A 13,236-nucleotide genomic window follows, 5' to 3' on the forward strand; every position below is an offset into this window, starting at 1 on the left:
AATTGAAAGGAAGAAAAGAGATGTGTACAAGTATTTTTACAAAGACGCTAAATGGTGAATATATTCTATCAAGAACGATGGATTTTACTTTCCCATTAGAAGCAGCCCCCTTGTTTATTCCAAAAGATTATCAATGGGTTTCAGAAGCAACAAAAGAATCATTTCAATCGGAATACGGCTTTATTGGTGCTGGACGGTTACTTGGAACGACCTATTTTGTGGCTGATGGTGTGAATGAAGCGGGTCTTTCCGCCGCGGAGCTTTACTTACCGGGTGAAGTGCAGTACAACGACGTCAGTGACGATTCAAAAACCAATGTGGCTCCTCATGAATTGATTTTATGGATTCTTGGAAATTGTAAGAGTGTTGCGGAAGTGGAAGAAAAAATTGGCTCATTTAACCTCATGGGACTCGCAGCACCTCTTTTAAACACCGTTACGCCGCTTCATTGGATTGTTACGGATCAAACGGGGCGTTGTGTGGTGATTGAACCAACGGAACTTGATTTGCGTGTCAAAGAAAATCCTGTCGGTGTCATGACGAACTCACCAAATATCGAATGGCACATTAGCAACTTAAGAAACTACCTAAACGTCCAACCGAAACAGTTTAAGCCAAGGACATTTGGTTCATTTGTGGCCGAACCATTTTCACAAGGGACCGGTACTTCTGGCTTACCTGGTGGCTATACACCGCCTGAGCGTTTTGTTCGTGCAGCCTTTTTCAAAGAGCAGATTACACCTGCCAAAAATGAAAGCCAAGGGATTAACAACGCACACCATATTTTGAATACGGTCCGTATTCCAAAAGGGATTGTGGTGACAGATAACGACCTCTCAGACTTTTCATTGTATGTAGGATCAATGTGTAATCAAACAAAAACCTATTACTATACGTCCTATGACAACCATCAAATCACGAAGTTGGTCTTAGATGATGCCTTGTTAAGTCAAAAAGAACCTGTCATTTTTAATCATGATTTTGATCAAGAAACATTCGTCACATTAAACAAATAAAAAGAATGGATGAGGAGAAAATGTCAATGAATGAAAAAACGAATACTACAATGAATGGGCAAGAATTACCAATGACGGAATTATTTGAACAAGGAACCAGTGCAGATTTGGCTTATGATGCGATTCGCAGCTATTTAATGGATGAAGGAAATTCTCGTCAAAATTTAGCAACGTTTTGTCAAACCTATATGGAAGATGAAGCCGTTCGTTTAATGAACGATTCCTTAAATAAAAATGCGATTGACAAATCGGAATATCCACGGACGGCGAAAGTTGAGAAGTATTGTGTCAATATTTTAGCTGATTTATGGCATACGAAAGAAGATTTTATTGGAACATCAACGGTTGGTTCCAGTGAAGCGTGTATGCTAGGTGGCATGGCGATGAAATTCCGCTGGCGTGATTTAGCAGAGAAAAAAGGGATCGACATTACGAAAAAACCGAACTTAGTGATTTCTTCTGGTTACCAAGTTTGTTGGGAAAAATTCTGTACGTATTGGGATGTTGAATTGCGTGCGGTGCCTATTCATCCTGAACATTTGAGTTTAAATATGGACAAGGTCTTTGACTATGTGGATGAATATACGATTGGAATTGTCGGTATTTTAGGAATTACCTATACCGGTAAATTTGATGATATTCAATTACTTGATCAAAAAGTCGAAGAATATAATCAAGCCAACCAGGCGGACTTAGTCATCCATGTGGATGGTGCCAGTGGTGGGATGTTTGTCCCGTTTGTCCATCCTGAATTGGCTTGGGATTTCCGCTTGAAAAACGTCGTATCCATCAATACTTCTGGGCACAAATATGGGCTCGTTTATCCAGGAATTGGTTGGGTATTATGGAAAGACCGTCAATACTTACCAAAAGAATTGATTTTTGAAGTGAGTTATTTAGGTGGCATGATTCCGACAATGGCCATTAACTTCTCTCATAGTGCCAGCCAATTGATTGGTCAATATTATAACTTCTTGCGTCTTGGAAAAGAAGGCTACCGCGCTATTCATATGGAAACGCGTGAAGTCGCAATGTACTTAAGTCGTGAAGTAATGGCGATGGGTTACTTTGTCAATTATAACGATGGGGATAATTTGCCAATCGTCTGCTACGGCTTAAAAGACGATGCCAAGGTTAACTGGACCCTCTATGACTTAGCCGATCGCTTATCGATGAAAGGTTGGCAAAGTCCGGCATATCCATTACCAAGCGCAATGGAAGACATCAGCATTCAACGATTTGTTTGTCGGGCAGACTTAACGATGCCAATGGCCGAAGAATTGATTGAAGACATGAAAGAAGCCATTCAATTCCTTAATCAAGCGCGAGTGATCGCAGATAATACGGATACGAGAAAAGTTCAAGGATTTACGCATTAAGCAAAACAAAAAAATAATGAAATTTGGAGATGACAAAAAAATGAAAAAAAGCACATTTGTATTATTGGCAGCAACCTTAGGAGTAACAGGCGGTTTAGCTGCATGTTCAAAAACAGAAACAGAAGGCAGTATCATTTCAGGGAGTGAAACAGAAATTACTGCTTCCTTACCGAATGGCGAAGAAGTGACGGAGGATCAGTTAAACTTAAAAGATGACGGGTACTTTAAAGAAATCGTCACTGGAAATGAAAATCCAAAAATCAAATTTGAATCAGAATATCATACAGATTGGCACGATGATTCTTGGGAAGATGTTGATTTCAAAATCGACAAGTTAAAAGTAGTAGAAGTCGATAAATTTAAAGGCGATGAAGAAAAACATTATAAAGGATTATTCGCCATTCATTACACCCTAGAAAACAAAGGGAAAGAAGAAGTGAAAATTCATCCAGATTCAGCAAAAATTGTGTTAACGGATGGAACCGAAATCGACGCCTCTCATTTCTCTGATTACTGGGAAGATGTCTTTTCAAAAGATAAGAAAAAAGACGGCTATATCCACTTCAAATTTGATAAAGTCGATGAAATTGACAAAATCAAAGAAATTCATGTGAAATTTGATGGTCGTTACAAAGACAATGACGACAAAGACAAAGTTGACCATGAATACAATGTACAACTACCTTTAGACTTAGCAAAATAATGATTCGAAAATAAGAAAGAAAAGCCAAAAAGAAGCAGCTCTTTTTGGCTTTTCTTCATCTTGGAAAGCAGGGAATAGAAAATGAATACAACGAATTGTGCGGTCGATCAAAATGGGCAGCCCTATCATCGCTTGTTATTGATTCTCGTTTTATTAGTCGGTACGTTTTGTACGATTTTAAACGAGACGCTTTTATCCACGGCCTACCCTAAATTGATGGCTGATTTTAAAATTGATGCCTCGACGGTTCAATGGTTAACAACTGGTTTTTTATTAGTCAATGGTATTATGATTCCTTTTACCGCTTATTTAATCGGTAAGTTCGGCGCAAGAAAACTGTATTTAACTGCAATGTTTACTTTTTTAGTCGGCACGATGATTTGTTATAGCGCCAAAGATTTTCAAATCTTATTGATTGGCCGACTCGTTCAAGGGTTAGGCGTGGGGGTGACGATGCCCTTGTTACAAACGATTATGCTCACGATTTTTCCGCCCGAAAAACGCGGTGCAGCGATGGGAAGTGTCGGCATTGTCATCGGCTTGGCACCGGCTCTAGGTCCGACCTTGTCAGGCTGGATGATTGATCATTATTCTTGGCGAATGCTCTTTGGCATGATTCTTCCAATTGTGTTGGTGGTGCTTATCTTATCTGTTTTCTTTATGAAAGAAGTTTTACCATTAACGAACCCAACCATGGACTTGCTCTCAATCCTTTTATCGACTCTTGGCTTTGGAAGTTTACTTTATGGCTTTTCTTCTGTCGGCAATAAAAGTTGGACGAACCCAGAAGTCTTGTTTTTTATCTTCGCAGGGATAGTTATTATTTGTATTTTTGCGAAACGACAACAGCGTTTGGATCCCCCCTTTTTGGAGTTACGCGTATTTCAATCAAAAAATTATACAGTGGCCACCGTCTTGGGTGGACTTTCGAACATGGCGATGATTGGGGCAGAAATGATTTTGCCGATGTATTTACAGGAAGTCTTAGGGAAAAGCCCATTTGAATCAGGCTTGATCTTACTTCCAGGCGCACTCTTGTTAGGTGTCATGATGTTTTTCACCGGGCATTTATTTGATAAAATCGGTGCCCGTCAAATGGCAATCACCGGCATGTTTTTATTGACGAGCGCGACCTTTCCTTTCGCCTTTTTAACTGCGACCACGCCCATTCCATACATTATGATGCTTTACGCGGTTCGGATGTTTGGAATTTCGATGGTGATGATGCCGGTTACGACGTCAGGGATGAATGCACTACCTGAAAAATTGATGAGCCATGGAACGGCCGTCAATAGTACCTTCCGTCAGATTTCTAGCTCGATTGGTACAGCAGTCTTAATGAGTGTGTCCACGACGATTAGCAAGAAAAATTTGCCGAATGCCACCCTCTTAAAAGAGTCCCCATTCTTATATCAAGCAAAAGAAATCTCAGCCACTTTAAAAGGGTATCATGGCGCATTTGTTGCAGCGTCAATATTTGGTGCGATTGGCTTTATCGGCGCTTTTTTATTAACGAAGAAGGAGGTTGAACATCAATGATTCTTGTCATCTTCATTTTTACCGTGCTGGGCTTTTCATACTTTAACATTCTAGGAACGAAAAAGTGGCAAAAAGGAGCCATGCTGCTGTTGGGTGGTCTTTATTTACTAGCGCTAGTAGTCATTGTGGCCAACGATCGAAACCACCTAGGAATGGAAAAATACGTAAGAAAATCAAGGGTATCACTTGTTTCTAGCAATCCTGAAAAAAAGGCGGTCCTTTACTATCAGGCAGTAGGCACAAAGCAAGAAAAAATTTATTTCTATCGCACAGAGAAACAACCGAACAAATTCGTTGAAACAAGTAAAACGAGTGTCAAAAACCAAGTCAGCTTTTCGAATCAATCGCCTATTTTAGTGAAACAAGAAACCCTATGGCGTTATAAAAATACGTTTTATCGTCAACTTTTTGGAATTGCCAAAAATACGAATCAAGTCATTGAGGAAGTCAATCAATTCAAATTAACCGATGAATGGACGATTCAGGAGATTGAACTTTCGCACAAGACTGATTCAAAAAAACAACCTTAATGGAAAAAGGAGGAAAATGAGTATGAGTCAATCCTATCAAAAATTTGTTCACTCTGTACGTTTCAGACGGCTTGTTGTTCTAGCTTCGATTGTCCTATTATTGTATGCCGTTCGCAGCGTGTTAACGCTCGTATTGCTGACGTTTCTCTTTACTTATATTGGCATACGAATCATTCAAGCCGTTCAAAACCACTTGAAAGTCCCAGCCCAGGTGATTGTTTTATGTCTTTATCTTTGTATTTTGTTCCTTTTGTTCTTTGTTTTATTGACCTATTTACCCGAAGCCTACCACGAAGGGCGCCGTTTATTTGATTACTTGTTGCATTTTTATCGAGGAACAGGTATTCCAGAAAATCATTTTGTGGCTCTAAGTAAAGCGTATTTAAGCAAGATGGATTGGATGGGGCAGGTCACAAAAAATTCTGGACAAATTTTTCACTATATGGGCAATATGACATCGGTCGGTGCTTCGATTGTTCTCGCCTTGGTCCTGAGTTTCTTTTATTTAATCGAAAAAAAACAACTGACTCACTTTTCTCGTTTGTTTTTAACAAGTGACTTTGCCTGGTATTTTCAAGATGTTGATTATTTCGCCAAGAAGTTTATTCATACTTTTGGACGAGTAATGGAAGCGCAGTTGATGATCACCTTGATTAATACGGCATTGACGACGATTTGTCTGGCTCTTTTGGGCTTCCATTCGTTATGGAGTATTGCCTTGATGATCTTCTTCTTTAGTTTGATCCCAGTAGCGGGCGTCTTACTGTCTTGTCTTCCTCTTAGTTTAATTGCCTACACGCAAGGGGGCTTGCGCGATGTGCTTTACGTGATTCTTATCATTTCCTGTATTCATTTGTTTGAATCCTATGTCTTAAATCCTAAGTTGATGGCTAAAAAAACCGAGTTGCCCATTTTTTATACTTTTTGTATTTTGCTGGCGAGTAGTCGGCTCTTTGGTCTATGGGGGCTGATCGTCGGCGTCCCGATTTTTACTTTCTTACTCGATATTTTAGGAGTGAAAGCACTCTCTGGTCTGGAAGAGAAAAAGACCTGATTCCGCACGAATGCTAAGTAGCGTTCCAATTGTTTTTTCTATGCAGTCGCAAGTGATTGGAAAAAGAGATTGGAGAAGCAATGCCGTCTCTTTTTTTTCGAAAACAATCAAAAAAGGACGTTTGATGTCCTTTTTCCCGACTTGAATGGGCCAAAAGTATGTAAAAAAATATGCTAATTTAAGGTCAGAAAGAGAGAAAGAGGAGGGAGAAAGCAATGAAAATCGGTTTAACGACTTGTACGCAGCGACAAACGTTATTAGAAGAAATGTGTGAGGAAGTTTTTTATGTTCCGGTGGAGGAACAAAGCCCGGAGGTTTTCTATGAATTTGTTCAAGCCCATTTGACTCATGAAATTTACATAAAAAACATGCAAGATAGCGGTCTGTCCCTATGCCAACTGGCACCAGCGATTGCCTTGTTAGTTGAAAATCACAAGGTCATTCACTTTTTTGATGCGGCGAATGATGAGGGCGTATCATCTGAAAAGTATTTTGCGCTATTAGCGAATTTTGTTTCTCAGGAGCCTTTTTTTCTGACGATTCAAAAGCAAGTAATTCCTCATAAAAGCCCATTAAAGCAAGAAGAAGAAAGTCAAAGAAAGAATCGAGCATCGGAACGTTTATTAACCGAACTGAATACGTACGCTGCTCAAAGATCAAAGAACGAGTGGGAAAAAAAGCAACCATTACTTGAAAAGGTATAAGTGTCACTTAAAAAGAAAACCAAATGAGAGGTGAAAAAAATGCATCAGCAGCTCGTATTAGAGGAGAAATTTTCAAAAAAACAAATTTTTTATTATGGAGGCATGTTTCTCCTCATTCTTTTGTCAATTATTAATTTTTTTATTGATTCTCGCTATTCGCAAACCGTTGATTTTATTATTCTTGCGATTTTTTTTCTTGATACTTGTTATCGGGTGATCCAAAGCGAGCATCGTTGGAAATACGTTTTTACCCATCCATTAGAAATCATCGCCCTTATTCCAATTTCAGCGAGTTTTCGCTCGGTTCGACTGATTCCTTTAATCATCCAAGTCCTACGCTTTACAACGATTGGAAAACGATATCTATTGCCCGCCATTCATGTGTTGAATCAAACCATTTTAGGCCGTTTCTTTTGGTATTTTGTCCTACTCGTTTTTGTTGTGCCACTACCCTTGTTGTGGTATGAGCCTGGCATGAAGAATTATGGCACTTTAATGTGGTGGACCATCGAGACGGTGACCACCGTCGGGTATGGCGATATTGCAATCAAAACAACCATTGGACGCGTCATCGCTGTCATTTTGATGGTTATGGGGGTTGGATTGATTGGGATGATTTCTAGTACTTTGATGCAACTAATGACACGCCCAGAACCGATTGCGGCCAAATTAGATGAAATTGCCTTAATGGAGGAAGTCCCAAAACCAGCCAAAACGAAACAGCCACCGAAAAAACCGTCTGCCACCGCTTTAAAGCTGACTGATATTCAGCAGTTGCAGCAATTGTTGGAAAAAGAGAAACAACAGCTCTTAAAGCAACAAACGGCAGCAAAGAAAAAGGAGGAATGAGATGAACGTATCGCTTCTCACCATCATTTATTTCATTCTTATTTTATGGATTGCAATTTCAATTATTCGAACACCACGAGACATCGGTGCGGCATGGGCCTGGTTGTTTATCGTTTTTATCTCGCCAGTGATTGGTGCGATTTTGTACTTATTTACGGGGCGGGGCCTCGGTGAAAAGAAAAAGTATGTTCTGGCCCAAAGTCAACGGGCAGAGTTAGAAAAAATTCAACACTTTTCAAAAACACAAGGCAAAACCGTTACCTTTTACGATTCAAAAGAAGCGCGTGATTTGGATCCTTCTTTCGCGGAATTTTTGGATTCACTCAATCAAATGCCGGGAACACGTTACAATCAGGTCCATGTGATTACCGATGGTCAAAACAAACTAGAACGCTTACTAGCAGACATCAAGCAAGCAAAGCATTCGATTCACCTCGAATATTTTGCCTTTGTGACCGATGATACCGGAAAAAAGATTTTAGCGGCTTTAGAAGAACGAGCGAGTACGGGAGTCCAGGTTCGCCTGTTATATGATGCCGTCGGTTCGCTTGGGACTAAGAAAAAAGATTTTGAAGGCTTGCAGCGTTTTGGTGGAGAGGTCAAAACCTTTATTACTTCGCAACGTCCTTTGGTGAAATTACGGGCCAATTATCACGATCACCGCAAGATTGTTGTCATTGATGGAAAAATCGGATACATTGGTGGCTTTAATTTGGCTGATCAATACGTGAAGCGTACCAAGAAATTTGGTTATTGGCGAGATACCCACTTAAGAATCGATGGTGCCGCCGCGTCATTGTTACAGATTCGCTTTTTAATGGATTGGAATGTTTCTGTTAGGGAAAGTGAGCGCCTCGATTACGAAAAATCGTATTTTTATTACGACTCAGGGAAACAACCGATAGGAAAAACAGCCGTACATGTAGTTGCCAGTGGACCCAACACTCAAAAAGAACAGATTAAGCAAGTGTTTATGAAGCTTCTCTTATCTGGTAAAAAAAGAATTTGGATTCAAACGCCCTATTTCGTTCCTGATGGCAGTATTCTTGACGCACTGACGATTGCCGCACGTTCAGGAGTAGACGTTCGGGTGATGATTCCGAATAAACCAGATCATCCAGTCATTTATCGCGCCACGCAATATTACGCCCGCCGATTGATTCAAGCGGGTGTCAAGGTCTATGTCTATCATGGTGGTTTCTTACATGCAAAAACAATGGTCGTAGATGATACGGTAGCCGTCGTTGGTTCAGCCAATCAAGACATTCGGAGTTACAAACTCAATTTTGAAGCATCTGCTGTGCTTCTAGATTCCGTTGAAGTTGCCAAATTAGGGGCAATTTTTGAACGCGATTTAATTGAATGCAGTGAATTTACGCCAGAACTGGTGTCAGAAATGTCCTCCTGGTTGATTTTTAAACAACAACTTTCCAGGTTGCTCTCACCCATTTTATAGCTCGCTGCAAGGGGGAGGCGCAAATCAAAAACGAGCGACAAAAGTCGGTGACTCGGACAAATTTTCAGTCATTCGGCTTGGGAGCCCATGCTACAATCGATTTGTTCAATTAGAATAGAAAGTAGGGAAGACAGATGGAGAAGGAAAAAAATCGCGAACAAAAAGCCTTAGATCAAATTGCCAAAGTAGCTGCTAAACTTGATAAGGATTTAGAGGAAATCAAGCGTAAGAAAAAAGAAGAACCCGAGCGCTCGCATGATTTGATTATTTGGTTAAAGGAGAAAAAAGCCTTACACCAGATCAAGAAAATCTTGCATGATGTCTCGCATTATGAAAATTTCGACGAGGAATCCTTTGCAGCAGAAGAAGCCTATATGAATGCTTATTGGATGGAACGATCGGATTGGAATCAATTGATGTAAAAGGGGCGTTTGGAAAAAATCGGCTCGCTTTTCGCAAAAATGTCTGAAAAAAAGACAAACGAGTCAACCACCGTTCCGTTGTTTTTGATTATACTAATAACAATCGTTCAACAAGTTTTGTTTAATAACTTGATTGAAACAAAAAAAGAAGAGGTGCTAGAAATGACAGATTTAGAAAAGAAACATGAGAAAGTTGTGGACAAAATTGCAAAGGAAATGGAACTTTTAGATGCGCATTCAAGCCAATTAGATAACTTGGACGAAGATACTGAGAAAAAGCATCATTTCAAAAAATGGGTTCTAGAGAAAAAAATGATTCATGAAGTGAAAAAAATCTTACATGAAGCAGGAAAATATGAAAAATACGATGAAAAAGAATTCGAAAAAGAAATTAAACTTTGTGAGAAGTTAGAAAAAGACTTGGCCTAAGACCGAGCATTTTTCCAGACCTTCGCAATCATTCAATACTCTGAAGGAAACACTCCCCCCGTTTCTTTTTCATAAAAATAGCGACCTCCAAAAGTTCGATTTTCAGTCTAACTTTTGGGGGTCGCTTTATTGACCCAAAGCCTTTTTTTCACGAGGTCCCTATTTGATCAAGGCTTACTTGTTTTGTTAGGTTGCGTTTGCCAAGGGACTTTTTTAAAAAGAAAGTGTTCCTAAATGCGAATCTTTCTTTGAGGTGATTGAAATGTTTTTAGCGGAGGATCGTCACAAAAAAATAATCTTCGCGCAAGACTATCGACGCGAAGACCAAGAGCTGATTTTTTGTCCTGGGTGTACAGGAGAAGTCATCTATAAACAGGGGCCATCAACGATGCCTCATTTTGCACATCGCTCACGTGCGGAATGTGCAAGTTTTAGTGAAGGAGAAACGCTTGAACACCTGAAAGGCAAGTGGCTGTTGCATCAGTCGGCCCCCCAGAGTCAGTTAGAAGCGTATTTGTCTGATTTAAAACAACGTCCGGATCTTTTGTGGGGCAAATGCGCCATTGAATTTCAATGCTCGACTTTGCCTATCCAACGCTTGGTCGAGCGCACACAAAACTACTGGCAACATGCTTATGTTCCTTGGTGGATTTTAGGTGAACGCTTGCGACCGAAGAAGAGGCAAGCTTTTACGGCTTTACAAAAGGCGTGTTGTTATTATCAAAAAGACCAAGGGGTTCGTCTTTGGTCGTTGGATGTGAAAAATCAATCTTTGCGTTGCTACCATGTTCATGGCTGGCACTTTCGACAGGCAGTCGTTTATGGCATCTACGATTTTCCATTAGACAAATATACTTTAAAAGCGATTTTATTTTGGCCGTTTCCTACGCCAGCCATGATGGATTGGTCCGTCAGCGCTTTTAAACAACAGTTAAAACGAAAATTATTTCAGATGAATCCAAGCTTGCTCGCTTTACAGGAACGCTTTTATTTGCAGGGAGCGCATCTTCTTTATTTACCTCGGGCTTGTTATGCTCCGAGTCGTTTTTTCTTCTTTTTTGAAGAGCGTCTCTTGTACTTGCGTTTTTGTTTTGCCTCAAGCGCTTCTTTGACTCAATGGTTAACGAAAATCACGCCGGTCTTAACGAACTGGCCCTTTTCGATGATTTCTCAAATGGAGATTTTACGTTTGATTTATGAAGAATGCCAGCTGCAAAACGAAAGGCAAAAGAATTCGTTGAAAAAAACAGAAATCTAAGAAAACTGTGCTAAAATGATGAGAAAAGGAGGAGGTTTTTTTATGTCAGAAGCACCAAAACAATTACCTTTACGAGAGGATGTCCCACTTGCCTTGACTTGGGACTTAACCAAAATTTTTGCAGATGATGCTGAATTTGAAAAAGTATTGGCGGAAGTACAAGCGGAATTGCCAAAAGCAGCAACGTTTAAGGGGACCTTAGACCAAGGGGCGAAACCTTTTTTAAAGGCCTTGGAGTTTATCTTAACTTTGTCCAGACGTTTAGAATTACTTTACGTTTACAGTCATTTAAAAAATGACCAAGATACAGGGAATACGACTTATCAAGGACTTTATGGACGGGCGAGTGCCTTACTTTCGCAAGTCAGTGAAGCGGTCGCTTGGTTTGAGCCTGAAGTACTCACGTTAAGTGACGCGCAAGTCTTTGCTTACTTAGAGGAGGCACCTGCTTTAGAAGGGTATCGTCATTACATCGAACAAATTATTGCCAATCGGGCTCACATTTTGCCGGCTGAACAAGAAGCATTACTGGCTGGCGCAGGCGAAATCTTTCGTTCGCCAAGCACGACGTTCGCCGTTTTAAATAATGCCGATTTGGAGTTTCCAGTCATTGATGGCGAAGACGGTGAAAAGGTTCAACTTTCTCATGGGATTTACGGTCAATTATTAGAAAGTACCAATCGTCAAGTGAGAGAAGATGCCTTTAAAGGGATCTATCAAGTCTACAAACAATTTCGCAATACTTTTGCAACGACTTTAAGTACGAATATTAAGGCCCATAATTACCGAGCGAAAGTTCGTCAGTATGATTCCGCACGTGCGGCAGCACTTAGTAACAATCATATTCCTGAGAGTGTTTATGAGAACTTGGTTCAGGTAGTGAATCAACACTTGCCTTTGCTTCATCGCTATATGGCTTTGCGTAAACGCTTATTAAAAGTCGAAACGCTCCATACTTATGATCTCTACACGCCCTTACTAGGAGAAGCACCGATTCGCTATACTTATGAAGAATCCGTGGAAAAAGCACTTGAAGCGCTGAAACCAATGGGAAAGGAGTATTTAGCAGTTGTGCAAGCAGTCTTTGAGCAACGTTGGATCGATGTCGTTGAAAATAAAGGAAAACGAAGTGGTGCTTATTCTTCAGGTGCTTACGATACGCCGCCTTATATTTTAATGAATTGGCATGATGCGCTTGACCAACTCTATACCCTTGTGCATGAAGTGGGGCATAGTGTTCATAGTTATTTCACTCGTAAACATCAACCGTATGTTTACGGCGATTATTCAATTTTCTTAGCTGAAATTGCTTCAACAACCAATGAAAATTTATTGACAGAGTACCTACTCAAAACCGAAACGGATCCAAGAGTCCGGGCCTTTATTTTAAATCACTATTTAGATGGTTTTAAAGGGACGGTTTTCCGTCAAACCCAATTTGCAGAATTTGAACACTTTATGCATGTAGAAGATGCAAAAGGGACACCGTTAACGAGCGAATTTTTGAGTGAAAACTACGGTCAATTAAACCAAAAATATTATGGCGAAGCCCTGACAGAAGACGAAGAAATTGGCTTGGAGTGGGCGCGCATTCCTCATTTTTATTATAATTATTACGTCTACCAATATTCGACGGGTTTTTCAGCCGCAGCCGCTTTAGCCGATAAAATTTTACAAGAAGAGCCAGACGCCCTAGAAAATTACTTGGCTTACTTAAAAGCGGGCAGCAGTGATTTCCCAATTGAAGTCATGAAAAAAGCAGGTGTCGACATGACGCAAGTCGATTATTTAGAAGATGCCATGCATGTTTTTGAACAACGTTTGAATGAGTTAGAAGCCCTCGTTGAAACACTTGAAGCATAAAGGACCAGCGTGAAAAAGATGTGACAATCGTCAC

At 40.2% G+C, this 13,236-nt stretch carries 13 protein-coding genes; all 13 read left to right on the forward strand.

The features are described from left to right. The first annotated feature begins 20 nt into the window (after window positions 1-20). The 13 genes from ACYSNO_RS05870 to pepF all read left to right on the forward strand — a co-directional run bounded on the left by ACYSNO_RS05870 (window position 21) and on the right by pepF (window position 13,202). Window positions 21-1,016: a choloylglycine hydrolase family protein gene (locus ACYSNO_RS05870; protein ID WP_461730146.1), complete on the forward strand. Its 996-nt coding sequence runs from the start codon at window positions 21-23 to the stop codon at window positions 1,014-1,016. Between the two features lie 26 nt (window positions 1,017-1,042). After that, entirely contained in the window at window positions 1,043-2,395 is a 1,353-nt protein-coding gene (locus tag ACYSNO_RS05875; protein ID WP_461730147.1) for a glutamate decarboxylase, read from the forward strand. Window positions 2,396-2,435: 40 nt separating this feature from the next. Then, entirely contained in the window at window positions 2,436-3,098 is a 663-nt protein-coding gene (locus ACYSNO_RS05880) for a hypothetical protein (RefSeq protein WP_461730148.1), read from the forward strand. An 81-nt stretch (window positions 3,099-3,179) separates the two neighbouring features. Next, window positions 3,180-4,637: an MDR family MFS transporter gene (locus tag ACYSNO_RS05885; protein WP_461730149.1), complete on the forward strand. Its 1,458-nt coding sequence runs from the start codon at window positions 3,180-3,182 to the stop codon at window positions 4,635-4,637. Continuing rightward, on the forward strand, window positions 4,634-5,167 hold the full coding sequence (locus ACYSNO_RS05890) for a DUF4811 domain-containing protein (RefSeq protein WP_461730150.1): 534 nt from the start codon (window positions 4,634-4,636) through the stop codon (window positions 5,165-5,167). Before ACYSNO_RS05885 ends, ACYSNO_RS05890 begins: the two co-directional genes overlap by 4 nt. 22 nt (window positions 5,168-5,189) lie before the next feature. Continuing rightward, window positions 5,190-6,221, forward strand: a complete 1,032-nt coding sequence (locus tag ACYSNO_RS05895; protein ID WP_461730151.1) for an AI-2E family transporter — start codon at window positions 5,190-5,192, stop codon at window positions 6,219-6,221. Between the two features lie 215 nt (window positions 6,222-6,436). Further along, a complete protein-coding gene (locus tag ACYSNO_RS05900; protein ID WP_461730152.1) occupies window positions 6,437-6,925 on the forward strand; it encodes a hypothetical protein in 489 nt (162 codons plus the stop codon). Between the two features lie 39 nt (window positions 6,926-6,964). Continuing rightward, window positions 6,965-7,774, forward strand: a complete 810-nt coding sequence (locus ACYSNO_RS05905; protein WP_461730153.1) for an ion channel — start codon at window positions 6,965-6,967, stop codon at window positions 7,772-7,774. 1 nt (window position 7,775) lies between these two features. Beyond that, window positions 7,776-9,230 (forward strand): cardiolipin synthase, encoded by a 1,455-nt coding sequence (gene cls, locus ACYSNO_RS05910; protein WP_461730154.1) that lies wholly within the window; start codon window positions 7,776-7,778, stop codon window positions 9,228-9,230. A 134-nt stretch (window positions 9,231-9,364) separates the two neighbouring features. Beyond that, the gene (locus tag ACYSNO_RS05915) at window positions 9,365-9,652 is read left to right on the forward strand and encodes a hypothetical protein (RefSeq protein WP_461730155.1); all 288 of its coding nucleotides are present in this window, start codon (window positions 9,365-9,367) and stop codon (window positions 9,650-9,652) included. Window positions 9,653-9,814: 162 nt separating this feature from the next. Next, window positions 9,815-10,081, forward strand: a complete 267-nt coding sequence (locus tag ACYSNO_RS05920) for a hypothetical protein (RefSeq protein WP_461730156.1) — start codon at window positions 9,815-9,817, stop codon at window positions 10,079-10,081. 262 nt (window positions 10,082-10,343) lie between these two features. Then, window positions 10,344-11,339: a competence protein CoiA gene (locus ACYSNO_RS05925; protein WP_461730157.1), complete on the forward strand. Its 996-nt coding sequence runs from the start codon at window positions 10,344-10,346 to the stop codon at window positions 11,337-11,339. A gap of 42 nt (window positions 11,340-11,381) precedes the next feature. Next, complete coding sequence (pepF, locus tag ACYSNO_RS05930) at window positions 11,382-13,202, forward strand: oligoendopeptidase F (protein ID WP_461730158.1); 1,821 nt, start codon at window positions 11,382-11,384, stop codon at window positions 13,200-13,202. Window positions 13,203-13,236 lie beyond the last annotated feature (34 nt).

It is taken from the genome of Enterococcus sp. LJL98 (genome assembly GCF_054871745.1).

What these genes read in the sequence shown, in the direction of transcription:
- ACYSNO_RS05870 (WP_461730146.1), top strand. Translation starts at nt 21, where the DNA reads ATGTGTACAAGTATTTTTACAAAGACGCTAAATGGTGAATATATTCTA.
- ACYSNO_RS05875 (WP_461730147.1), top strand. Translation starts at nt 1,043, where the DNA reads ATGAATGAAAAAACGAATACTACAATGAATGGGCAAGAATTACCAATG.
- ACYSNO_RS05880 (WP_461730148.1), top strand. Translation starts at nt 2,436, where the DNA reads ATGAAAAAAAGCACATTTGTATTATTGGCAGCAACCTTAGGAGTAACA.
- ACYSNO_RS05885 (WP_461730149.1), top strand. Translation starts at nt 3,180, where the DNA reads ATGAATACAACGAATTGTGCGGTCGATCAAAATGGGCAGCCCTATCAT.
- ACYSNO_RS05890 (WP_461730150.1), top strand. Translation starts at nt 4,634, where the DNA reads ATGATTCTTGTCATCTTCATTTTTACCGTGCTGGGCTTTTCATACTTT.
- ACYSNO_RS05895 (WP_461730151.1), top strand. Translation starts at nt 5,190, where the DNA reads ATGAGTCAATCCTATCAAAAATTTGTTCACTCTGTACGTTTCAGACGG.
- ACYSNO_RS05900 (WP_461730152.1), top strand. Translation starts at nt 6,437, where the DNA reads ATGAAAATCGGTTTAACGACTTGTACGCAGCGACAAACGTTATTAGAA.
- ACYSNO_RS05905 (WP_461730153.1), top strand. Translation starts at nt 6,965, where the DNA reads ATGCATCAGCAGCTCGTATTAGAGGAGAAATTTTCAAAAAAACAAATT.
- cls (WP_461730154.1), top strand. Translation starts at nt 7,776, where the DNA reads ATGAACGTATCGCTTCTCACCATCATTTATTTCATTCTTATTTTATGG.
- ACYSNO_RS05915 (WP_461730155.1), top strand. Translation starts at nt 9,365, where the DNA reads ATGGAGAAGGAAAAAAATCGCGAACAAAAAGCCTTAGATCAAATTGCC.
- ACYSNO_RS05920 (WP_461730156.1), top strand. Translation starts at nt 9,815, where the DNA reads ATGACAGATTTAGAAAAGAAACATGAGAAAGTTGTGGACAAAATTGCA.
- ACYSNO_RS05925 (WP_461730157.1), top strand. Translation starts at nt 10,344, where the DNA reads ATGTTTTTAGCGGAGGATCGTCACAAAAAAATAATCTTCGCGCAAGAC.
- pepF (WP_461730158.1), top strand. Translation starts at nt 11,382, where the DNA reads ATGTCAGAAGCACCAAAACAATTACCTTTACGAGAGGATGTCCCACTT.